Below are 20,247 nucleotides of genomic sequence, written 5' to 3'. Positions count from 1 at the left end.
TCAACGCCCGGTTTCGCCGGGGCTGAAGCCGATTCGTCCGGATGGCGGCACTGTTGCCGTTGCCTGAAATCAGGTCATTCGGCAAGCTGTCTTTTTGTGAAAAGAACAATCCGGGGCTGCAAAAAAGCACGCGGGCTTGCGGAAATTTCGTGATAAGGACATGTTCAAACCCGCTGCACCGCCCAAACCGACGGATGCCGCACCGCCGAAACCGCTTATGCCGCTTAGAGATGAGCAATGTCGACGATCAGTCCTCACCCTGAACGGATCTACCTTTTCCGGCATGCCCAGGCCGTCTGGCCGGAGCCAACCATGCGCGACTTCGAACGCCCATTGTCAAAGCGCGGCGTCGATGACGCCGCAGATATCGCAAGGCGCATGAAAGCATCAGGCTACGTGCCCGAAGTGATCCTGTCATCGTCGGCGATGCGCTGCCGTCAGACGGCCGATGCGGCCTACCGGGCGCTCGATCGCATTCCTTCCTGCAGGTTTATCGATGATTTCTACCAGGCGGCGCCGATAACCTATATCGAGGCGATCTCGGACCATGCCGACCGCCAGTCGGTGATGATCTGCGGCCACAATCCGGGCATCGAGGAAACGCTTCTCATGCTCGTCGGTTACGAGGCCTTCAACGCCACCTGCCCCTATGGCTTTCCCACGGCCGGCGTCGCCGTGCTCGACCATTCAGGCGCGCGGCAAAAGCCCGGCGACGGATCGCCGGAATGGAAAGTGACGGCCTTTCTCGCGCCGTGACGGCGCAAGCAAGGCCCAACCTTTCAACACGGATCGGCCCTGCCTATATTGCGTTCAGAACCGCAAAAGAGAGCCGATCTTCATGCCGATCCACACGTCGCTTGGCGATAATGCCAGAATTACGCTCGACACGATTTCCGATCGCGCTTCCGATCTCGTTCAGCCGACCCTGAGACTGGGCGTCACCGGGCTCTCTCGCGCCGGCAAAACCGTGTTCATCGCCTCGCTGGTTCACAATCTCCTTCATCGCGGCCGGCTGCCCATGTTCGAGGCCATGCGTTCGGGACGGCTGTCGAATGTGCATCTTGACGAGCAGCCGGACGACCAGATCCCCCGCTTCGACTTCGAAACCCACATCGACCGGCTGGTCGATGACCGCGTCTGGCCCGACTCGACCCGCGCTATCTCCGAATTGCGGCTGACCATCGAATTCGAAAGCGCCAGCCGCTGGAACCGGATGTTCTCGCGCGGCAAGATCGCGATCGATATCGTCGACTATCCAGGCGAATGGCTACTGGACCTGCCGCTTCTGGGTCAGGATTTTCGGGCATTCTCGGCGGAAACCGAGGCGCGCGCACAAAACGGAGCGCGTGCGGCGCTGGCACGCGACTGGCTCGAATTCGCCAAGGGCCTCGACTATGACGCTCCGGCAGACGAGAAGACGGTAAAGGCACTGCACGAACGCTTTGCCGCCTATCTGGTGGCGTGCCGGGCAGACGAACACTCCCTGTCCACGCTCCCGCCCGGCCGTTTCCTGATGCCCGGCGACCTTGAAGGCTCTCCGGCGCTTACTTTCGCTCCGCTTCCGGGGCTTGGCGAAGGAACAGCCAAACGCGGCTCGTTGGCCGCCCTTATGGAGCGCCGGTTCGAGGCGTACAAATCCGTTGTCGTCAAACCCTTCTTCCGCAATCACTTTGCCCGTCTCGACCGGCAGATCGTTCTGGTCGACACGCTTCAGGCCTTGAGCCGTGGTCCGGAAGCGATCGCCGATCTGGAGCGGGCGCTGTCCGAGGTGCTTGCCTGTTTCAGGCCCGGCCGCAACACCTGGCTATCGGCACTGGTACGCCGGCGCATCGACCGGGTGCTGATCGCCGCGACAAAGGCCGACCACCTGCACCACGAAAGCCATGACCGACTGGAAAAGCTGACGCGCCGCCTGGTTGATGACGCGGCGAAGACCATCGGCGCATCCGGCGCCGGGATCGAGGTGATGGCAATCGCTTCGGTCAGGGCGACGCGGGAAGCAACGGTGGAGAGCGGCGAAAGCCTTCTGCCGGTCATCGTCGGAACACCGATAAACGGTGAGAAGATCGGCTCAGAAACATTTGACGGAAAACGAAAAACGGCGATATTCCCCGGTGACCTTCCTGCCAATCCAGACGCCTTTTTCCGGCTGTTGCGACGCGGCGGCAAGGCGCCGGACAATCTCGCCGAGATCAACGCCGTGCGCTTTCGACCGCCGGAAATCGACGTCGCGAGCCAGGAGGATGGCCTCTCGATCCCGCATATCCGCCTCGACCGCGCCCTTCAGTTTCTTTTGGGAGACCGGCTGGCATGACACCCAATGATCCGCGCAAACCCGCAGTGTTCGATATCGAGAACGAGGAGCGCAAGGACAACGGCGCTCCGCATCGCAGGCCGCGTCATTTCGATGACCCCCATGTGCGGGTGACGCCGGACGAGGAGGATCCGTTCCTCGGCGACGCTGAAGCGATTGCCGCCGAGGAAGGCGAACCGCCGGTCGCGACCATGAAGAAACGCGGCTTTTCCTTCACGAAACTGGCCGCCGCCGCCTTCGGCATCGTGCTCTCGCTCGCGATCGGACTCTGGATCGACGACCTGGTGCGCAGCCTGTTCGCCCGCGCCCCCTGGCTCGGCTGGCTGGCGCTCGGCGCCGTTGTCGTCGGTATTTTCGCGGCAATCGTGGTCGCGGCGCGCGAGGCGATCGCGGTCCTGCGGCTCGGCGCCATCCAGAACATCAAGCTCGGCCTCGCCGAGGCCCATGCCGGAAGCGACAGCGCCGCCGCCCGCAAGGCCGTCGGCGAGCTATCCGCGCTTGTGGCGGCCAAGGCCGAAACCGCGCGCGGACGACAGCGTCTGCGCGAACTCGACGATGCTGTCGTCGACGCGCCGCAACTGGTGGAATTGGCGGAGCGCGAAATGATGGCGCCGCTCGACATCAAGGCCCGCGCGCTGATCCTCAACGCCTCCAAACGTGTGTCCGTGGTCACAGCCATCAGCCCGCGCGCGGCGGTCGACATCCTCTATGTCTTCTACGAATCGGTCCGCCTGATCCGCAACATGGCCGAGCTCTACGGCGGCCGGCCGGGATCGATCGGCCTCACCCGGCTGATCCGCGACGTACTCGCTCATCTTGCCGTCACAGGCTCGATCGCCGTCGGCGACAGCCTCGTCCAGCAAGTGCTCGGTCACGGGCTCGCCTCCAAGCTATCCGCCCGATTCGGCGAAGGCATGATCAACGGGCTGATGACGGCGCGGATCGGCATCGCCGCCATGGATCTCTGTCGCCCGATGCCCTTCACGGCTCTCAAGCGGCCGGGCATCGGCGATTTCATCAACGATCTCGGCCCCGGCGAAAGGCGCGATCTTTCAAACCCGTAACGTTCATCCACCCGCAATGCGGGCAGAAAAACCAAAGCTTAACGTTTGACCTTCATTCTTGCCGCTCGATAGAAACCGCCCTGCCCGGAAGCGCCAAGATGACACGACGGCCAGCACGCCTGTTCAGTTCCGCGATGATCGCCGCAGCCCTTGTCTCCGCCCTGCCCGCAGCCTCAGCGGCCGAAAGCGACGACAGCGCCTTCTTCCGCCAGGTGGCCGGCAAATGGTCCGGCCCCGGCAAGATCGTCGAGGGCAAGATGAAGGGCACACGCTTTCGCTGCGAGCTTGACGGGCTTCCCATCGAAGGCGACACGCAGGGCTTCAAGCTCGACGGCAAATGTCGGGCTGGATTGTTCACCCATCCGATGACCGCCATCTTCATTCGCGAGAAGGACGGCTATCGCGGCCGGTTTCTCGATGGCGAGGACGGCGACGGGCTCGAGGTCACCGGCGGATCGGTCGAGGACGGCAAGGCGGTGATCGCGCTCAGGCGCGAGGAGGTCGAGGGCGCGCTCGTGACCAATCTCATCGGAGACGAGGACCTCAACATCACGCTTCTGATCAAGGGCGGCACGCGCTACGTGCCGGTGATTGGCCTGTCGCTGAAACGCCAGACGGACCCGTTTTCGGTCGGCTCCGTCGACTGAACCGCATCAGACCTTCCACCACGATCCGTCTTCGCTGACGGGGTCGATATCGGCCGTGTCCGCCATAGCGCGCCATTCGGCGACCGTCCGCCCTCCCACCAATTGCTCCGGCGCGATCTCGGCAAGCGGCACGAGCACGAAGCCCCGCTCCGTCATGCGTGGATGCGGGAGGGTGAGCAAGGCGCTTTCACGAGAAAGATCGCCGAAGGTCAGGATATCGATATCGATGAGGCGCGGGCCCCAGCGCTGGTCGCGCACCCGTTTCAGCCGCTTTTCGATATCGAGGCAGAAACGCATCAGCGCTTCCGGCGCGCGTTCCGTTTCGATCAGCGCACAGCAATTGATGAAGGGCGGTTGAGGAACCGGCCCCCAGGGCGGCGTCCGGAAAAGACGCGAAACCGCGACGACGGTTGTTTCCGGATCGCCGTCAAGCAGGGAAAGCGCGCTGGCCATGGCCAGGGCCGGTTCTCCCAGATTGCCGCCAAGGCCGAGCGCGGCGCGGCCCCTCTCATTCGACATCGTAGGCGACCTTGGCCTCTGCATGGTCGAGCAGGCCGGGCACCGGCGCGGACGGCTTGCGCACCGTCACCTCGATCCGCCTGATCGCATCGTAATGGCGCGAGACCGAAACGGCGATCGCGTGCGCAAGGGCCTCGATCAGTTTGAAACGGCGGCCGGTCACGACGTCGTTGATGATGCGGTAAACCTCGCCATAGTCCACGGCCTCGGAAAAGTCGTCATGGAGCACGGCCGTCTCGTCCTCGATTTGCATGGTGATGTCGACATAGAAGCGCTGGCCGAGCCGTTCCTCCTCCTCCATCACGCCGTGGGTGGAGAAGAAAGCGCAATTCTTCAGCGTTATGACATAATGGCCGTTCATGACAGGTCTCCCATGCGCCGCGCGATCATGGCATCGGCAAATGCAAGCGCCGCGCGACTGGCACCGACATTGTGAACGCGGAAGATCGCGCCGCCCGAAAGGCGGGTGATGGCGGTGGTCGACGCCGTTGCGAAATCGCGGGTCAGATTGTCCTCGCCGCCGCCGATCGCGCCGACGAAACGCTTGCGCGACGTGCCGATCAGGATCGGCAGGTCAAGCGCGTGAAGGGCATCGAGATGCGCCATGACATCGAGATTGTCCTCGACGTCCTTACCGAAGCCGAAACCCGGATCGATTGCCAACTGCGCCTCTCCGACGCCGGCAGCGCGCGCGGCGGCAAGCGCCTTCTCCAGAAAGAAGAGCTGGTCGGCGACGGGTTCGGCAAGCGTCTCGCGATCGCGGCTCGTATGCATGAGGCAATAGCCCGCTCCGGTCCTGGCCGCGAGCGCAAGAATGGCCGGCTCGCCAGTACCGCCGGTTACGTCGTTGATGATGTGGGCCCCGGCGGCAATGGCAAGCCGCGCCGTATCGGCACGATAGGTGTCGATGGAGATCAGCGCCTCGGTCTTTGTCGCCAGCGCCTCGATCACGGGCAAGACGCGCGCCTGCTCTTCATCGGCGGAAACCGGAGCGGCGCCCGGCCGGGTCGACTCGCCGCCGATATCGAGAATGGCGGCTCCATCGGCGACAGCCTGAAGCGCATAGTCGATGACGGCAGCAGTATTCGCAAAACGGCCGCCATCCGAAAAGGAATCCGGCGTCACGTTGATAATCGCCATCAACACGCCTGCCGGTCCAAGCGCAAGCGTGCGACCGCCGGCGCAGGAAAGCATGCGCGGCCTGAAGCAGGTCTTCGGGGCTCGCATCATGTCGCTACCCTTCCCTCATCACCCGTTCCGGCTTGCCATTTGCGCGTCCGGCCGGTTTGCGCCCTGCGGAACGCCTCAACCCTGCTCGTCCGGCACGCGCACCGTCAGCCCGTCAAATTCCGGGCGCATGTTGATCTGACAGGAGAGACGCGAATTGGCGCGCAGGTCGACAGCGAAGTCCAGCATGTCTTCCTCCATCGGCTCGGGCTCGCCGACCTTCTCGAACCATTCCTCATCGACATAGACATGACAGGTGGCGCAGGCGCAGGCGCCGCCGCATTCGGCCACGATGCCCGGAACGCCGTTGCGCACCGCGTTCTCCATCACCGTGGAGCCTTCCTCCACCTCGAGATCGTAGACGGTGTCATCATTGCCGATGATTTTCAGTTTGAGCATGTCATGGACCTTAATGTTCTAAAGTGCCGGGCGGCTTCGGGATTGACCGGTTCTTCCCTCATTCCGCGCGAACAGTCAATATTGCGACCAACCGCCGCCCCATCATCGTGGCGTGTGCGTGCGTGAGAAAAAACGTGACGATGTGGAAAGCCTCAGAAAAGGCGTATTATGGTTAATATTTGCTAAATGACGGAATTTGATCGCTTTTTGCAGCTTCCGCTGACGGCATTTGTCGACCGAACCGGCTTGCGGCCCGGTCCGGCCTTCTGGTTGATGTTGTATGGCTATTGTGAATATGCGATTGAAAACGGGGGTAATCCCTTGAAATAGAAGACATTTGCCTGTCTTCAACTGCCCGCCTTCAAGGTCGCGGGTGTTTGAGACAAGGCATTTGGAGACTGTTTCAAACCTGTGTGCCGGCCGTCCGCCCCGCCCCGAAAGGGACAGAGTGGCCACCGGTTTTGAAGTTTCTGGGTGTTTGCGGCGCATCGGCTTAAGACGGGCGCCCTGAATAGGCCCATGTGTCACGAGGCGTATCCATGGCGAAACAATCAGGCGGCACTTCGCTCGATGATCAGGCACTCCACGCGCTGGAGGATGCCCTGTCCCCCGATTCGTCGGAACAGAACGCTGAAGACGAGGCGCAGCGCGAACAGGAAGCGCCCCGCAAGGAAAGCGTCTTCGCGCGCCCGGCCGCGAGCGGCGCCCGCCCGGAAGATAACCGCGCCAACGCGCCGCGCCCGAAATCGCCCGCCTTCCGGCCTGCCAATGATCCGGGCATGCTGTCGACCCAGCGCGTGCTGAAGGCCTTCGAACGCCGTTCGACCGTCAGGGCGCTTCGCAATTCCACGATCATGTCCGCCGGCTGGCTTGCAATCGGCGTCACGGGAACGCTGGTCACCTTCGGAAGCCGGATCTTCAACGCCTCCTCCTTCGCCGACATTCTGAGCATCGACGGTATCGGCCTCGCTGCGGCGCTCACCGTTGCCCCGATCTTCGTCTTCTACGCCTTCAACCTCATGCTGGCGCGCGCCCGCGACATGCAGGAAGCCGCCCGCTCGATGGCCGAAGTGGCGCTTCGCCTGTCCGATCCCGACGAAAATGCCGCACAGCAGGTGCGCAATGTCAGCCAGGCGGTCCGCCGCGAAGTCTATGCCATGAACGAGGGCATCGAGCGGACTATTGCCCGCGCCTCCGAGCTGGAAAATCTCGTCCATTCCGAGGTCAACGCGCTCGAGCGCAGCTATGCCGACAACGAGATGCGCATCCGCAACCTGGTGCAGGAACTGACGGCCGAGCGCGAGGCCGTGGTCAATCACGCCGCCCGCCTCAGGACCTCGATCCTCGGCACCAACGACCAGCTCAAGGATGAAATCGGCACGGTAATGGACGAACTCACCCGCAAGGTGAGCACGGCCGGCGATGGCGTCGCGGAAATGCTGGAGACCCGCGCCGCGGTGATCGACGAAAACACCGCCCGCGCCGTGTCCTCGATCGGGGACCTTCTGGAGGATCGCTCGAGCGCGCTCAGAAGCGAGTTCGACCGAAGCTACGGCGAGCTCTCCGATCTCTTCGACAAGCGCTTCAACGACCTGTCCCAGCGCTTCGAAGAGCGCGGCAGGACGCTGATCGGCGACTTCAACACCAGCGCCACCGCCCTCAACGAGAAGACCGAACAGGTCACCTCGGCGCTTGCCGAACGCGGCGGCGCGCTCGAAACGCTTCTCGGGGAACGCACCGAAACCCTGCGCACGGTCGCTGAGGACAGTGAAGCCGCGATGAACGCAGCGCTGGAGCGGGTTGTCGGCGGCCTTTCGGCGACGCTCAGCGAGAGCCAGGCCCGCTTCAACCAGCAGATCAGCGAGACTGACGCCGAGATCGCCCGTCAGGTCGAAGAGCGCAGCCAGTATGTCGACCAGCGCCTCGAGGCGACGATTGCGCGTCTCGGGACAGATCTCGACGGCAGGCTCGACGCCTTCACCGGCGCGTTCGAGGACAGCGGCAGCGCGATGGAGAGCCGGATCGACAACACGCTCGGCCGCTTCAACCAGATCTTCTCCGAGGGCGAATCGAGCATCGATTCCATGCTCTCGCACGCCTCCGACCGGCTGCAGGAGCGCATGACCGACCATACGCTGTCGCTGGCGACGACGCTCTCGACGAGCACAGAAATGCTCGACCAGACGCTGAAAACCCGCACGGACGAGATCACCGAGACGGTCGGACGCGACCATGGAAAGCTCGAACAGGTCTTCGGCGAGGCTGCCGAACGACTGGAGGAAAAGCTTACCCGCTTCAACCAGCAGATCACCGGCGGCGAGGCCAATATCAGCGCCACGTTGAATGATGCGGGCGAGCGACTCGGCGAACGCATGAACGATCAGGCAATCATGCTGGCCACCACGCTGTCGACGAGCGAAGAAGCCTTTGCGATGTCGCTGGAGGGCCACACCACGCGGATCGAGGAGCGCATGCGCGAGGGCAATGAACGCCTGAGCGGCACGCTGACGGGCGCCTCGGACCGGCTTGACGCACAGCTTGCCCAGTTCAACGAACGGGTGGGCAACGGCGAAAACGGCATTGCCGCCGTTCTCGACAATGCCTCGGAGCGCCTGCAGGATCGTATGCATGAGCATGCGGCAGGCCTGGCGGCCACATTGTCCTTGAGCGAAGAGACTTTCGGCGAGACCCTCGGGGCTCATTCCGACAAGCTTGAAGAGACCCTGCGCCAGGGCCATGAACGGCTCAGCGGCTCGCTTTCGGGCGCGTCCGAACGGCTCGATGCGCAGCTCAGCGACTTCAGAGCGAAGGTTGACGAGAGCGAGACGGGCATCACCTCGGCCATGTCGGCCGCCTCGCAGCGCCTTGGCGAACAGATGAACGATCAGGCCATCATGCTGGCCACCACGCTTTCAGCGGCCGAGGAAACCTTCGGGGACACGCTGAACACCCATTCCGAGCGACTGCAGGAAACGCTGAATACGGGTCATGGCCGCATCGACAGCTCCCTCTCCGGCGCGTCGGAGCGGCTCGACGCCCAGCTTCAGCGCTTCAACGCCCAGATCAATGACGGCTCGACCGGCATCGGTGCGACCATTTCGGCTGCCACCGAACGCCTCGGCGAACAGATGAACGAACAGTCCATCATGATCGCCACCACGCTTTCGACCGCCGAAGAAACCCTTGGCCAGACGATCGGCTCGCGCACCGCCCGGCTCGGAGAGACGCTGGAAGCAGGCCAGGGTCGGCTGGACCGCTCGCTTGCCGATGCCACCGGCCATATCGACCGCCAGCTTGAGCATTTCAACGAGCGCCTCGGCAGTGGCGAGGCCGACATCACCGCCGCCCTTTCCGGCGCGAGCGAGCGGCTCGATGCCCGGCTTACGGAAAGATCCGACGCGCTTTCAAAGAGCCTTTCCTCGGCACAGACCGCTCTGGAGGAAACTTTCGGCGAGCATGAGCGTCGCCTCAGCAGCGCCAGCGAGAAGAGCCAGGAAAAGATCGCCGAAACGCTAGAGACGGCCGGCCAGCGCTTCGAGACCTCGGTCGGAAACGCCGCGGACAGACTCGAAACCGGCCTCGGCCAGCGCGAGCAGAACATCACCGCCGCCCTTTCCGGCGCAAGCGAGCGGCTTGACGAACGGCTGAACGATCACGCCATCATGCTGGCCACGACGCTTTCGACCAGCGAGGAAAGCTTCGGTCAGACGATCGAATCATCGACTACGCGTCTTGCCGAAACGCTTACCGAAAACCAGAACCGCCTTTCGGGCGCCTATCGGGAAGTCTCATCCAAGCTTCAGGAAACCGTGGACACCCAGGCGAGCGCCCTCGACGGCCGCATCGCCGAAATCGACGGTCGGATCACCCGGACATTCGCCGAACGCGAGGCGGGCATCCGCGACGCGTATGAGCATGGGCAGTCGCGTCTGGAAGAAAGCCTGCGCACAGGAACGGGCGCGCTCGAAGGCGCCATCGAGCGGGCGAGCGCCGATATTTCGGAAACGCTTTCCGACGGCACCACCAGCATTTCCGCGACGATCGCCGCATCCTCCAGCCTGCTTGAAATGTCTCTGGAAGGCCGCGAGAGCGCGCTGCGCGACACGATCGACAAGGCCGGCATGGCGCTTGAGGACCGGCTGCGCGGCTCCGCCGGCGCGATCGCCGAAAGAGTATCCACCGCAGCCGGCTTGATCACGCGTTCCGCCGAGACGATGACCGACCGGGTCGAAACCTCGTTCGGCGCGCTTGGCGAAAGCCTCGACAGACACGGCCAGAGCGTGGAAAGCGGCGCGCTGCGGATCGAGGGTCTGGTTGACGAGGCCGGACGCCGCCTAGACAAGGCGCTGCACGACCATGCCGGCGCCATTGAAAACACCGGCGGGGCCGTCGAAAGCCGCCTCACCTCCTCGCTTTCGCGCCATGTCGAGAACCTCGCCGAAACCGGAGAGACGACGCGCAGCCGCCTGGAAACGACCTTTGCCGAGCAGAGCGCGGGCTTTGAGCGGGCGACGCAGGACGCTGCCGACCGGCTCGCGGCCTCGGGCGAGACCATCAACGGACGCGTTGGCGAAACGTTGGCCGAGAACACCAGAAGGCTCGAACAGGCAGGCGAAACCATCGCCAACACGCTGAACGAGACGCTGCTGACGCATGAAAACGCCTTCATGCTGACGGGTTCGCAGATGGACGAACGTCTTGGCGGCATGCTCGATGAAAAGACCCGGATGATCGAGACGGCAAGCGGCGCGGCCGCCGAAAGGCTCAGTGAAACGCTCGAGGCGCGCCGCTCCGCCATCGCCGCGGCGCTCAACGACGGCCAGGAACACATCGAGACCCGTTTTTCGAAACTCGAAGGCGCGCTCGACCAGGGCCTCGTCAATATCAGCGAGACCATGGACCGCCGCACCACCGAGCTTGCCGGGCGCATCCGCGAAACGGTTTCGGAGAGCTCAGCCGAGATGGGCCGCAGCGCCGAGGACGCACGCATCAAGCTGGAACAAGCCGGCCAGGGCTTCACCGAACAGGTTTCCGGCGCGGTCGCCTCCGCGCAGCGGAGCATGGAGGGTTCGGCCCACGAAATCTTCGATCGCGCACGTGAAATGCAGGCGGAGCTTGCCAATCAGGCGGCTGTCGCCGGCGAGCACGCCTCGGAGAACAGCACACGCATCTCCGAGATCCTGTCCGCCACCAGCGCCCGGATCGACAACCAGATCGAGACAATCCGCCTGACGATGGGTGAGGCAGAGCGGCTTTTGGCCGAACGCGGCGAACGGCTCAACAGCGGCATCGCCGGCACCGCCGAAATGCTTTCCGAACGCCTTGGCGAATCGGAACAGTCGCTGACGGCACGTGCTCAGTCGCTGCGCGACAGCCTCGGCACCCAGATGAAGGCGCTGGAGGAAACGCTCGGCACGGTTGATCGCGTGCTCGCCGCGCGCGGCGATGCCGTCGGCACTGCCCTTGACGAGCGCGCCCGCGACATGAATTCTATGCTTGCCGGCCATACGAGCGAGCTCAGCAGCCTGATCGAGGAAAAGGCCCGCCCGCTGATCGAAAGTTATGGCGAGACCGGCCGGGTTGCTGCCGAGCAAATCCACCGCGCCTCCGAGGAAAGCAGCCGCCAGTTGCGCGCCGACGGCAATGCGCTTGCCGGCAATGTCGAGGCGCTGGTCAGCCATCTCAGCCAGAGCCACCAGATGCTGGCCGGCATTGTCGACCAGGCTGCCGCGCGCCTGTCTTCCGCAGACGAGCAGTTGAGCTCGACGGCAAGTCGCATCGAAAACACGGCCGAGCGTTCGGCTGCCTCGCTTGCCGATTCGAGCAATCTCCTCGGCGCGAAGGTCGATGCGCTTGACGGCAGCGCGGCCGGTGCGCTTGAGACCGTTCGCGGTCTCGTTTCCCAGATCGAAAGCCATGCGGGCGTGCTCGACCGTGCCTCAAACCTGATCGAGGCTGCCCAGTCGAACCTCGCCAACACGCTGTCCGAACGCCAGGAAGCGCTTGGCCTGCTTTCAACCGGCCTTGCCGAACGTTCGCAGGAGATCGAGAAGGGACTGACGGGCGTCGCCGCCGCGGTCGCCGCGACGATGGAAAAGACGGGTCAGGACGCCGAAAGCGTGTCGCAGCGGGTTGCCGAGACCATGCGCAATTCGGTGGAAGACGCCGCCCGCCGTTTCTCCGGCGCCACAAAGGAAATCGAGCGGATTTCCGCGGAGATCCGTTCCGAACTCGACAATACGCGCGAGGCGGTCAAACGCGGCATTCATGACATGCCGGAAGAGGCGCGCGAAAGCGCGCAGGCAATGCGCAAGGCCGTCGAAGACCAGATTCGCGCGCTTGAGGACATCTCCTCCGTGATCGCGACATCCCGCTCGCAGGTTTCGGCACCCGAGACGCCCCGCCCGCAGCCGAAGAAGGAAGAACCCGTCGCTCAGCGCCCGTTCACCAGCCCCCCGGCCGGTTCCCTCAGCGCACCGGATCTTTCCGCTGCAACGCCGAAACAGCCGGCCCGCGAACCGCGCCAGCAGGCTGTCACCCGGTCCGCTGGAAGCAATGCCCCGGGCGGCGAAGGCTGGATCAGCGACCTTCTGCGGGCGGCCGCCCGCGAGGAAGCCGGTCAGCGCGAGAGCCAGAAGGCCTGGACCGGCCAGCCGACCGCCAGCGAGCGCAAGCCCAACCAGGTTGTCGACTCACTGAATTCCCTGTCGGTCGATATTGCCCGCGCAATCGATCACGACGCCTCCGTCGAACTCTGGGGACGCTACCAGCAGGGAGAGCGTGACGTCTTCACCCGCAGGCTCTACACGCTGAAGGGCCAGCGCACCTTCGACGAGATCAAGGCAAAGTACGAGGGCGACCGCGAATTCAAGACCGCCGTCGACCGCTATATCGCCGATTTCGAGAAGCTGCTCTCCGACGTGATGCGCAAGAACCGCGACCGCACCGCCGTCCAGTCCTACCTGACGTCGGACACCGGCAAGGTCTACACCATGCTTGCCCACGCTGCCGGACGGCTGAAATAGGAACCGGAATTCCGTAAGTTGAATTAAGGATGGGGCGGCTCCAATGGGGCTGCCCCAGTTTTTTTGGACAATGCGCGCCTCACCCTCATCCGTCATGCTCGGGCCTGTCCCGAGCATCTAAACACGCATCAACGAGGCAAGCGTCTCGGCCGATCAAAATGCATTTAGATACAATATATTACAAAACACCAACGCCGCGCGTGCGGAACGGTGGTTAGATCCTCGGGACAAGCCCGAGGATGACGTCCATACAGAAGGATGGCTTTGTCGTTAGCCTGAGAGGCAGCCCCAGCAGCCTTTCCCGAACCCGGCCTTTCTAAAGCCTGCGCGAGACCGGCAGAACCGAGAGATTGCTGAAGGCTGACTGCAGCGCGCCCCAGACGCCGCGCCGGTTGACGATCATGACGGCGATCGCGATCGCGCCCATGGCCATCAGATACCAGGTGCCCCAGTCGGCGGCGATCCAGCGCAACAGGAAGAACAGCACCGTGCCGATGATCGGCCCCTCGATGGAGCCGAGCCCGCCGATGACGACGATGAAGATGACGAAGGCCGTCCATTCATTGACGCTGAAGGCGGCATCCGGCGTGATTCTCAGCTTCTGCAGGAAGATGAAGGCGCCGGTCAGGCCCGTATAGAAGGCGGCGAAGACATAGACCATGAATTTGACCGCCTCGACGCGCACGCCGACGCTTTCCGCCGCCGGCGCGCTGTCGCGGATCGCCGTAAGCGCCAGCCCCCAGCGCGAGCGCAGAAGCCCCCAGACGGCGAGAATGGAGACGACGCCGAGGCCGAAGGCGATGTAATACATGATCATTTCGCGAGCAAAGCGGTCTGCCGAAAGCGAGCGGACGATGGAAACAGGCAGGGATATGCCCGACCCGCCGCCAAGCGCGCCGATCTGGGCCATGGAAAGCCGGAAGACCTCGGCGATCACCCAGGTGCCGATGGCGAAATAGGCCCCCTTCAGACGAAAGGCGACCCAGCCGGTGGGCACCGCGATGACGGCCGTGGCGACGGCTGCCGCCGGAATGGCCACGAGCAGCGGCACGTTCAAAAACATGGCGAGCGCGAAGAACAGATAGCCGCCGAGCCCGACGAACGCCTGCTGGCCGACCGAAATGAGCCCGGTATAGCCGGCAAGCAGGTTCCACATCTGGGCAAGCGCCAGGAGGCTGAAGGCCTCCATCAGAAGCCGCATGCCCGCAGGCCCGGTCCAGAGCGGCGCGACGGCAAGCAGCACGAGCGCTGCCGCCAGAACCGTGCGCAGGCCGGGCGAGACGAAATCGCGCGAGACGGGCGGTGCGGTCGGAACGGAAAGGGACATCGGCTCACCTCACATTTTCGGAAACAGGCCGCGCGGCCGCACGACGAGAAGGGCGAGGAAAACGAGATGCCCCGCAAGGATCTGGTAGCCGGCGTCGATCTGGGCGCCGACCGTCTGGGCGATGCCGAGAATGATGCCGCCGGCAAGCGTGCCCCAGAGGCTGCCGAGACCGCCGATGATCACCGCCTCGAAGGCGAAGATCAGGCGCGCCGGGCCGGCAGACGGATCGAAATTGGTCTTCATCGCCAGGAAGATGCCGGCCACACCGACGACAACGCTCGCCATCATCGTCGCCAGCGCGAAGATATGAGCGTTCTTCGCTCCCATCAGCGGCACGATTTCCGGGTCGTCGGAAGTGGCGCGCAAGAGCCTGCCGAGCGATGTGCGATAGAAGATGAACTGCAGGATGGCGATCACCGCCACCGCCGCCGCGAACATCAGAAGCGGCAGATAGCCGACGGCAAGCCCGCCGCCGAGCGAAAGGCTGCCCGTGTCGAGCCCGCCGGTGGCAAGCCGCTGGCTGTCGGCGGAAAAGATCTCCAGAAGCGCGTTCTGGATGATGATCGACATGCCGAAGGTCACCAGGATCGGCGGAAGAATGTCCTTGCCCAGCATGCGGTTCAGGAGAACGCGCTGATTGAGGTAACCGGCAGCCCCCAGAATGGCGAGAACAGCGACGGCGGCGATCGCCGGATGGATCGCCCAGCCCGCGACGAAGGCGACCATGAGATAGGCCGCCGTGACGATGAAATCGCCATGGGCGATGTTGATGAAGCGCATGACGCCGAACATCAGGCTGAGGCCCGCGGCAAAGAGCGCATAGAGGCCGCCGAGCAGGATGCCCTGCAGCACAGCGTTGACGAAAACCATCATGAAGCCTCCTTCAGATCGGACGCGCCGAAATAGGCGGCAGCGATTTCCTTGCGGGTGAGCGAGGCGGGCGTGCCCGTCAGCGTCACCCTGCCCTCCATCAGGCAATAGACCCGGTCGGCGACGGCAAGCGCCTGCCCGACATCCTGCTCGACGACGAGCACCGACGCGCCGGAAGCGCGGATTTTCGGAAGAGCCTGGTAGATGTCGCGGATGATCTTCGGCGACAGGCCAAGGCTGATCTCGTCGCAGAGCAGCAGCACGGGGTTCGACATCAGCGCCCGGCCGATCGCCACCATCTGCTGCTGGCCGCCGGACAGCGCCGTGCCGGGATTGTTGCGCTTTCCGACAAGATCGGGAAAGAGATCGTAGACCGCATCGAGGTTCCAGGCGCCCGCGCGGCCGCCGGCAGCGCCGATCAAAAGATTCTCCTCGACGGACAAGGAGGGGAAAAGCCTGCGTCCCTCGGGCACCAGCGCAATGCCGGCGCGATGGATGCGATCGGCCGGCCAGCCCGATATCGCCTCGCCGCTGAAGGAGAGCGTCCTTGCGCGCGACGGCACCAGGCCGGTCAGCGCCTTGAGGAAGGTGGATTTTCCCGCGCCATTGGCGCCGATCAGCGCCACGGCCTCGCCTTCGCCAACCGAGATATCGACGCCGAACAGCGCCTGGAAATCGCCGTAGAAGGCTTCGAGGCCTTCGGTTTCAAGCAGTTTCGTCATCGACGGCAATCCCCATGTAGATTTCCTGAACCAACGGATCGGCCATGACGGCGGCGGGCTTGCCATCGGCGACGATACGGCCGAAATCGATGACGATCAGCCGCTCGACCACCGCCGTCAGCGCATGCACGACATGCTCGATCCAGATGATGGACACGCCCGCATCGCGGATGCCGCGGACCGTTTCGACGAGATCATGACACTCCGCCTCCGTCAGCCCGCCGGCGATCTCGTCGAGCAGCAGAAGCTTCGGCCCGGAGGCGAGCGCGCGGGCAAGCTCCAGCCGCTTGCGCTCCAGAAGCGTCAGGCTGCCGGCCGGCCGGTTGGCCTTGCCCATCAGCCCGGTGCGCTGAAGGATTTCGGCGCATACTTCCTTGCCGCCGCTGCCGCCCGGCGCGCCGAAGGCGGCGGCCACCAGCAGGTTCTCGTAGACGCTCATGCCGGTGAAGGGGTGCGGGATCTGGAACGAGCGGGCAATGCCCATGCGGCAGCGCTCGGCGGCGCTCTTGCGAGTGACGTCGCGGCCCTCAAAGAAGATGGCGCCCGAGGACGGCGACAGCGCGCCGCCGATCAGGTTGAACAGCGTCGACTTGCCGGCGCCGTTCGGGCCGATGATGCCGAGCGCCTGGCCTTCCGGCAGGTCGAAGGTGACATTGTCGGCAACCGTCAGCGCGCCGAAACTCTTGTTGACGCCCGAAAGCGAAAGGATCGTCGTCATGAAAACTCTCCCGGCGGGATCCGGGGCGGCCTTCCCGCCCCGGACCTCACCCTCAGCCGATCGGCTTCATTGTGCCCGTAAGCGGGATTTCCGGGTGGTCCTTGTTCTCGACGATCTCGAGAACCGGCTTGTCGCCGTCCATGTGCCACTGGCCGCCGACCAGCGGCGTCTTGGCGACATTGGGAACCGGACCCTTGGAGAAATCGATCGGGCCGACGATGGAGTTGTAATTCGTCGCCGCGATCGCCCTTGCGATCGAATCCGGATCGGAGATGTCCTCGGTGCGCTTCAGCGAATCGACGACGACCTCGAACAAGGCGTGCTTGAAGCCGAGCGGCATGGTCCAGGGATTGCCGGTCGCATCCTCATAGGCCTTGGCAAGTTCGGCCGATGACTGGCCGGTGAAGCCGGAGGAGAAGGGATGATAGGGCGACCACCAGACTTCCACCGAAAGACCATCGGCGCGCTGGCTGAGACCGGCGACCGCTTGCGGGAACTCGGTGGCCTTCGCCACATTGACGACCTTCGGGGCAAAGCCCTGCTGGGCGGCCTGGGTCCAGAAGGTGGTGAAGTCCGGCGGCACGACGACGCCCGTGACGATTTCCACGCCGGCATTCTTGAAGGCGGAAATCTGCGCGGAAAAGTCGTCGGAACCGGACTGGAAACGGCCGGGATCGACAAGCGAATAGCCGCGCTTTTCCATGACCGGGGGGAAGCCCACCGTCTTGTCGGCCCAGCCATTGCCGTCCGGATCGTTCGGCCATAGCGCGCCGACAACCTTGTTGGTCGGCACCTCGTCCCACATGTTGATGAAGGTCGAGATCACGTCCTCAAGCCCCCAGAAGAAGTGGTAGGTGTACTGGAAGCCGACCTTGGGGTCGCCCTGCCGGCCGAAGAAATGCGGCTGCCAGGGCGTGTCATTGGTCACGCAGGGCACGCCGTTCAATTCGGCCTGGTCGGCCACCGGGTTGGTGGTGTCAGGCGTCGAGGCGGCGCAGAGAATGTCCACCTGGTCGCTGAAGATGAGGTCCTGGGCAACCGACGAGGCGCGGTTCGAACTCGACTGACTGTCCTTGACGATGATTTCGACAGGGTGCTTCGTGCCGTTGATCATCAGCCCGTCGGCAAGCCCCTTGGAGAACTGCTCGATCGTGAAGCGATCCGGCTCGGCGAAGATGGCGAGTGGCCCCGTTTCCGGCGAGACGAAGCCGATCTTGATCGTCTTCGGCGCCGCAATCGCCGGCATGGCGAGCCCGCCGGTCGCGGCGAGCGTTCCGGCCACGCCCGTCGTCTTGATGAACGTCCTGCGCGTGATGAATTTTCTGGACATGGGGTTTCCTCCTCCTGAACGTCCTGTCGTGCATGAACCCGCTTTTCGGCACAGCCTCACCCAGTCCGCGCGCGACAGGCGTGCGCGGATCAATCGAAACCGGCTCGGAAAAGGTGTTTCTTCAAATGCGGCCGGCGACCTCCCGCTCGCCGACGCGCCTCGCTCTGGGCGGACGCCGTCCGGTCGCATGAAAGCGCCGGTATTGCTTGTTTCGTCCGCGCGTCCCGGCCAGGGCCGGAGCTGTTCCCTTCAGGCTATTTTCCCGTTTCTCCCGCTCCCCTTTCGGGGAATTTCTTCATCGTGTTCTCGATGCCGCGCAGCGTGTTCGTCACGTCGGCCCAGAGATTGGGCCCGCTCTGGATCGCTACCGCGCCGATCACATTGTCCTGCTTCACCCAGATCTGCGCCGGCTCGAAATTGAGCGCCGGAGCCTCCGGCTCGCTGCTTGCGCGCGTGACATAGAGCCCGAAGGCCTCTGCGATCGCCGCGACATCCAGAGAATAAGCGAGCGGCAGGCGAATGAGCTGCATGTCCTCCTTCAGCCGCTCGGTCTCCGCCCGTCCGTCGGCCGATGCGGCGATGAGCCGAATGCCGCGAATGGCGAAATCGCCAATCCGGTCGTCAAGCTCCTTCAGCGCGTTGCGCGTCCACTTGCAGTGGCGGCCGCGATGAAAGGCGATGAACGTACCGCCCTCCGGCGCGTCCACCGCAAGATCAAACAGGCCGTGCGATACGGTTTCGCACCGCAATGAGGGAGCCTCGATACCCGGAACAAGCCGCGCAATCATGGCCGGACCTCACGCGGTAAGCTTCATCTCCGCAAGCCGCGCCTCGATTTCGGGTACGGTGCGGAAAATGTGGTCGGCGGTCAGTTTCTCGGCGCGCTCGGCGTCGCGATCGATCACCGCCTCGAAGATCGCCTGGTGCTCGGCGCGCACGTCACGCGGGATGCAGCGTTTCTGCGCGAACGAGATCTGCAGATAGCGAACCGAATGGCTGTAGAGCATGGACCGGCAGTTCAGAAGCCAGACATTGGTGCAGGCTGCCGTCATCGCGTCATGGAAGGCGCGGTTGCGCTTTTCCCAGTCGCTGACCAGTTCGTCCTCGTGGCCGACGGCATCGGTCTCAAGCTTGGCAAGCCGGTGATGGGCGGCGACGAAGGCGCTTTCCCAGTCATCATCGCCCGTCTCGATTGAATGGCGCACCGCGCGCGCTTCAAGCAGCGCCCGCATCTCGACGATCGACTTGAAATCCTCGATCGAGATGGTCGCGGCGCGGAACCCGCGCTGGCCTTCGGTGGTCACCAGATTTTCGGCAAGAAGCCGCGACAGCGCCTCGCGCACGGTCGATGAGCCAACGCCGAAGGTCGCGCGCAGATCCTCGACGCGCATCCGGCTTTCCGGCGGGATCTCACCACACAGAATCGCCCGGCGCAGCGCTTCATAGACGAGTTCGATCGTCGTCCGGCTGCCCGATGTGGCGCTGATTTCCTCGACCTTCTTCAGATGTGTCACGACCTCTCCGTCCCTTGCGGCGTGCTTGTCTTCCTCAATGCTTAACATATCGGCGATCAAAAACAACGACAAAATTGCAAAATATCGTTTTTAAGTTCTAATTTATAAAAATATCGTTTTTTGTGTTTGACAAACGAGATTGCCGGGCGCAGTCTCAGATCATCGGTTTCGACTGCGGGAGGAGAGATGACCGAAAGCAATGACACGAAAGAACACACGATCCGTATCGCCGGCCGTTCAAAGGTCTTTTCCTGCAGGGACGGCGAACCGGTTCTGTTTTCCATCGAACGGGCGACATCGTCGCATGAGCGTCCGCCGGTCAGGATCGGTTGCCGTCGCGGCGGCTGCGGCGCCTGCCGGGTTCGGGTCATCTCCGGAAGCTACGAAACCCTGAAAATGAGCCGTTATCACGTCTCCGAGCAGGAACAGGAGGAAGGCTATGCCCTCTCCTGCCGGCTCATTGCCCGGAGCGATCTCGTGATTGAACCCGCCTATCGTCCGCCGCGTGCGCCGGACGAGACGCGAAACGAGAGACAACGGGAAGAAGTCTGAGAACAGGTAAGGAGGAACG

The 20,247-nt window shown here is 63.7% G+C and carries 17 protein-coding genes; 6 read left to right on the top strand and 11 right to left on the bottom strand.

From position 1 onward, the window contains the following. The first annotated feature begins 237 nt into the window (after positions 1 to 237). The 4 genes from GGR30_RS08715 (at position 238) to GGR30_RS08700 (ending at position 4,025) form a co-directional block, all read left to right on the top strand. Positions 238 to 756 carry a SixA phosphatase family protein gene (locus GGR30_RS08715; protein ID WP_183484936.1) on the top strand — a complete coding sequence of 173 codons (519 nt, stop codon included), beginning with the start codon at positions 238 to 240 and terminating at the stop codon, positions 754 to 756. Positions 757 to 838: 82 nt separating this feature from the next. Continuing rightward, positions 839 to 2,314, top strand: coding sequence for a YcjX family GTP-binding protein (locus tag GGR30_RS08710; RefSeq protein WP_183484933.1), 1,476 nt, complete (start codon positions 839 to 841; stop codon positions 2,312 to 2,314). Continuing rightward, positions 2,311 to 3,378: a YcjF family protein gene (locus tag GGR30_RS08705; RefSeq protein ID WP_183484930.1), complete on the top strand. Its 1,068-nt coding sequence runs from the start codon at positions 2,311 to 2,313 to the stop codon at positions 3,376 to 3,378. The genes GGR30_RS08710 and GGR30_RS08705 overlap by 4 nt, the downstream gene beginning before the upstream one ends. Positions 3,379 to 3,476: 98 nt before the next feature. Then, entirely contained in the window at positions 3,477 to 4,025 is a 549-nt protein-coding gene (locus GGR30_RS08700) for a hypothetical protein (protein ID WP_183484927.1), read from the top strand. A gap of 6 nt (positions 4,026 to 4,031) precedes the next feature. Here GGR30_RS08700 and folK read toward each other — a convergent pair whose 3' ends face one another. The 4 genes from folK to GGR30_RS08680 form a co-directional block, all read right to left on the bottom strand. Further along, positions 4,032 to 4,544 carry a 2-amino-4-hydroxy-6-hydroxymethyldihydropteridine diphosphokinase gene (gene folK, locus GGR30_RS08695; RefSeq protein ID WP_183484924.1) on the bottom strand — a complete coding sequence of 171 codons (513 nt, stop codon included), beginning with the start codon at positions 4,542 to 4,544 and terminating at the stop codon, positions 4,032 to 4,034. Then, on the bottom strand, positions 4,534 to 4,905 hold the full coding sequence (folB, locus tag GGR30_RS08690; protein ID WP_183484921.1) for a dihydroneopterin aldolase: 372 nt from the start codon (positions 4,903 to 4,905) through the stop codon (positions 4,534 to 4,536). Before folB ends, folK begins: the two co-directional genes overlap by 11 nt. Beyond that, positions 4,902 to 5,774 carry a dihydropteroate synthase gene (gene folP / locus GGR30_RS08685; protein ID WP_183484918.1) on the bottom strand — a complete coding sequence of 291 codons (873 nt, stop codon included), beginning with the start codon at positions 5,772 to 5,774 and terminating at the stop codon, positions 4,902 to 4,904. The genes folB and folP overlap by 4 nt, the downstream gene beginning before the upstream one ends. Before the next feature lie 75 nt (positions 5,775 to 5,849). Beyond that, positions 5,850 to 6,170, bottom strand: a complete 321-nt coding sequence (locus GGR30_RS08680; RefSeq protein WP_061449870.1) for a 2Fe-2S iron-sulfur cluster-binding protein — start codon at positions 6,168 to 6,170, stop codon at positions 5,850 to 5,852. Between the two features lie 539 nt (positions 6,171 to 6,709). On the opposite strand from GGR30_RS08680, the gene GGR30_RS08675 reads away from it, so the two are divergent. Then, positions 6,710 to 13,195, top strand: a complete 6,486-nt coding sequence (locus GGR30_RS08675; protein WP_183484914.1) for an apolipoprotein A-IV repeat region-like domain-containing protein — start codon at positions 6,710 to 6,712, stop codon at positions 13,193 to 13,195. Positions 13,196 to 13,511: 316 nt separating this feature from the next. On the opposite strand, the gene GGR30_RS08670 is transcribed toward GGR30_RS08675, so the two are convergent. The 7 genes from GGR30_RS08670 to GGR30_RS08640 all read right to left on the bottom strand — a co-directional run bounded on the left by GGR30_RS08670 (position 13,512) and on the right by GGR30_RS08640 (position 19,676). Beyond that, positions 13,512 to 14,522 (bottom strand): branched-chain amino acid ABC transporter permease, encoded by a 1,011-nt coding sequence (locus GGR30_RS08670; RefSeq protein ID WP_183484911.1) that lies wholly within the window; start codon positions 14,520 to 14,522, stop codon positions 13,512 to 13,514. 9 nt (positions 14,523 to 14,531) lie between these two features. Continuing rightward, positions 14,532 to 15,392 carry a branched-chain amino acid ABC transporter permease gene (locus GGR30_RS08665; protein ID WP_183485065.1) on the bottom strand — a complete coding sequence of 287 codons (861 nt, stop codon included), beginning with the start codon at positions 15,390 to 15,392 and terminating at the stop codon, positions 14,532 to 14,534. After that, positions 15,392 to 16,114, bottom strand: a complete 723-nt coding sequence (locus GGR30_RS08660) for an ABC transporter ATP-binding protein (protein ID WP_183484909.1) — start codon at positions 16,112 to 16,114, stop codon at positions 15,392 to 15,394. Before GGR30_RS08660 ends, GGR30_RS08665 begins: the two co-directional genes overlap by 1 nt. Next, the gene (locus GGR30_RS08655) at positions 16,098 to 16,832 is read right to left on the bottom strand and encodes an ABC transporter ATP-binding protein (RefSeq protein ID WP_183484906.1); all 735 of its coding nucleotides are present in this window, start codon (positions 16,830 to 16,832) and stop codon (positions 16,098 to 16,100) included. The genes GGR30_RS08660 and GGR30_RS08655 overlap by 17 nt, the downstream gene beginning before the upstream one ends. Positions 16,833 to 16,884: 52 nt before the next feature. Continuing rightward, positions 16,885 to 18,162 (bottom strand): ABC transporter substrate-binding protein, encoded by a 1,278-nt coding sequence (locus GGR30_RS08650; RefSeq protein WP_183484903.1) that lies wholly within the window; start codon positions 18,160 to 18,162, stop codon positions 16,885 to 16,887. A gap of 254 nt (positions 18,163 to 18,416) precedes the next feature. After that, positions 18,417 to 18,950, bottom strand: coding sequence for a redoxin domain-containing protein (locus tag GGR30_RS08645; RefSeq protein WP_183484898.1), 534 nt, complete (start codon positions 18,948 to 18,950; stop codon positions 18,417 to 18,419). A gap of 9 nt (positions 18,951 to 18,959) precedes the next feature. Beyond that, positions 18,960 to 19,676 (bottom strand): FCD domain-containing protein, encoded by a 717-nt coding sequence (locus GGR30_RS08640; RefSeq protein ID WP_183484895.1) that lies wholly within the window; start codon positions 19,674 to 19,676, stop codon positions 18,960 to 18,962. 186 nt (positions 19,677 to 19,862) lie between these two features. Between GGR30_RS08640 and GGR30_RS08635 the strand changes: the two genes are divergently transcribed. Continuing rightward, complete coding sequence (locus GGR30_RS08635; RefSeq protein WP_183484892.1) at positions 19,863 to 20,228, top strand: 2Fe-2S iron-sulfur cluster binding domain-containing protein; 366 nt, start codon at positions 19,863 to 19,865, stop codon at positions 20,226 to 20,228. The last annotated feature ends 19 nt before the right edge of the window (positions 20,229 to 20,247 follow it).

This window comes from Martelella radicis (genome assembly GCF_014196625.1).
Taxonomy (GTDB): domain Bacteria; phylum Pseudomonadota; class Alphaproteobacteria; order Rhizobiales; family Rhizobiaceae; genus Martelella; species Martelella radicis.
The sequence above is the reverse complement of the archived record's forward strand: the minus strand, read 5'-3'. Positions and strand labels throughout refer to the sequence as shown.

Excerpts from the sequence above, each read along its gene's own strand:
- GGR30_RS08670 (WP_183484911.1), bottom strand. The coding sequence starts at position 14,522 with ATGTCCCTTTCCGTTCCGACCGCACCGCCCGTCTCGCGCGATTTCGTC.
- GGR30_RS08705 (WP_183484930.1), top strand. The coding sequence starts at position 2,311 with ATGACACCCAATGATCCGCGCAAACCCGCAGTGTTCGATATCGAGAAC.
- GGR30_RS08700 (WP_183484927.1), top strand. The coding sequence starts at position 3,477 with ATGACACGACGGCCAGCACGCCTGTTCAGTTCCGCGATGATCGCCGCA.
- folK (WP_183484924.1), bottom strand. The coding sequence starts at position 4,544 with ATGTCGAATGAGAGGGGCCGCGCCGCGCTCGGCCTTGGCGGCAATCTG.
- GGR30_RS08665 (WP_183485065.1), bottom strand. The coding sequence starts at position 15,392 with ATGGTTTTCGTCAACGCTGTGCTGCAGGGCATCCTGCTCGGCGGCCTC.
- GGR30_RS08715 (WP_183484936.1), top strand. The coding sequence starts at position 238 with ATGTCGACGATCAGTCCTCACCCTGAACGGATCTACCTTTTCCGGCAT.
- GGR30_RS08635 (WP_183484892.1), top strand. The coding sequence starts at position 19,863 with ATGACCGAAAGCAATGACACGAAAGAACACACGATCCGTATCGCCGGC.
- GGR30_RS08645 (WP_183484898.1), bottom strand. The coding sequence starts at position 18,950 with ATGATTGCGCGGCTTGTTCCGGGTATCGAGGCTCCCTCATTGCGGTGC.
- GGR30_RS08675 (WP_183484914.1), top strand. The coding sequence starts at position 6,710 with ATGGCGAAACAATCAGGCGGCACTTCGCTCGATGATCAGGCACTCCAC.
- GGR30_RS08650 (WP_183484903.1), bottom strand. The coding sequence starts at position 18,162 with ATGTCCAGAAAATTCATCACGCGCAGGACGTTCATCAAGACGACGGGC.
- GGR30_RS08680 (WP_061449870.1), bottom strand. The coding sequence starts at position 6,170 with ATGCTCAAACTGAAAATCATCGGCAATGATGACACCGTCTACGATCTC.
- folB (WP_183484921.1), bottom strand. The coding sequence starts at position 4,905 with ATGAACGGCCATTATGTCATAACGCTGAAGAATTGCGCTTTCTTCTCC.
- GGR30_RS08655 (WP_183484906.1), bottom strand. The coding sequence starts at position 16,832 with ATGACGACGATCCTTTCGCTTTCGGGCGTCAACAAGAGTTTCGGCGCG.
- GGR30_RS08660 (WP_183484909.1), bottom strand. The coding sequence starts at position 16,114 with ATGACGAAACTGCTTGAAACCGAAGGCCTCGAAGCCTTCTACGGCGAT.
- folP (WP_183484918.1), bottom strand. The coding sequence starts at position 5,774 with ATGATGCGAGCCCCGAAGACCTGCTTCAGGCCGCGCATGCTTTCCTGC.
- GGR30_RS08710 (WP_183484933.1), top strand. The coding sequence starts at position 839 with ATGCCGATCCACACGTCGCTTGGCGATAATGCCAGAATTACGCTCGAC.